Source organism: Paenibacillus darwinianus, from assembly GCF_000598065.1.
In the GTDB taxonomy this organism is placed as follows: domain Bacteria; phylum Bacillota; class Bacilli; order Paenibacillales; family Paenibacillaceae; genus Paenibacillus_I; species Paenibacillus_I darwinianus.
In genome coordinates, this window is sequence record NZ_KK082128.1 from 1 (window position 1) to 1172 (window position 1172).

Sequence of the window (1172 nt, forward strand, 5' to 3'; positions counted from 1 at the left end):
GCGTTGCCGCCTCCCGCAGCCCCGCCGAATGCCGCGCGGATCAGCGCCTCGCCTTCAGCGAGCAGCGCCTGCACGCGCGCGGCGGCCTCCGGCATCGCCTGCCGCCCGGCGCTGCCTGCCTGCCCCTGCTTCGCCAGCTCGCCGTCGGCGCCCCCGGCGAGCTCAGCCAGCTGCGCGCCCAGCGTTTGCAGCAGCTCGCCGGCCGGCTTGCCGAACAGCGTCTGCCGCAGCGCGTCCACCGTCGCGCCCGTCATCGGCAGGCCACGCTTGAACGCTGTCGCAGCCGCCTGCATCCACTGCTCATCGGCCGCGCCTGCCGGCATCGCAGACGCCGCCTGCTGCAGCGCCGCTCCCGCTTCGCGCGTCAGCGGAAAGCCGTCCCGCTTCAAATCGCGTACCAGCTCATGCGCCCACTTCTTGTCGGGCAGTCCGAGCATGCGCGCCAAATCCCTGGCCGTCTCCTCCGGCAGCGCCGCGCCCGGAAGATCGACCGGCTTCAGGACCACCTGAGCGCCCGCGGATTCCGGCTGCACCTGAAGCATCGTCGTCTGCCCGGGCTGCATCACCGTTTCCAGCTTCGCACGCACCGTGTAGCCGTTGATCTGTACCAGCGCATCCTGCTCCTCGAGCATCTGCACAATCACGCCCCGCACGATCTGGCCGATCTTCAATTCCAGCGCCTTGGCGCCGTCCTGCTGCACCTCGCCGAGCAGTCCGCGCATAAGTTGGCTGATGTTCATCCCGAGATTCCTCTCTTCCGTCTATCCTTATTCTCCGCTCAGCGCAGCCGCATGGCGAGGCGCAATCGTTTCTTTCCTTTTATATCGGCGGCTGTCCGCCGAATCTAAAGCTGAAGCCCCCGGCAGCGGCACGGTTCATTTTGGCAAAATCAACGGCAAGTTGTGCAAAGATGAAGTTCACACTGACAGCAATGGAAGCGCCAAGTTCTAATTCGCTTAACCCCCAACCAAACTTTTTATTGACGGTTATGGCAAACATGGTAAAAATGGTTGTGATAAATTTAGGGTCTAGAAATTTTTTCATCTTGTTTACCTCCCGGCGCTATACCGCCTGTAATTTAAGAAAAACGCCTGACGGCGTCCTTTAAGTTCGCACAACTGGGTTCATACCTGCAAAATCGCTGGATGTAGGCAATACCCTACATCCAGCTT

The 1172-nt window shown here is 61.7% G+C and carries 1 protein-coding gene and 1 pseudogene; both read right to left on the reverse strand.

What is annotated here, in order from left to right; genetic code table 11:
• Positions 1-740: pseudogene (locus BG52_RS01690) on the reverse strand (DNA ligase); the annotation flags it as partial.
• A gap of 79 nt (positions 741-819) precedes the next feature.
• Positions 820-1044, reverse strand: a complete 225-nt coding sequence (locus BG52_RS01695; protein ID WP_036579191.1) for a hypothetical protein — start codon at positions 1042-1044, stop codon at positions 820-822.
• Positions 1045-1172 lie beyond the last annotated feature (128 nt).

Coding starts and splice junctions, on each gene's coding strand:
- BG52_RS01695 (WP_036579191.1), bottom strand. CDS start 1,044: ATGAAAAAATTTCTAGACCCTAAATTTATCACAACCATTTTTACCATG.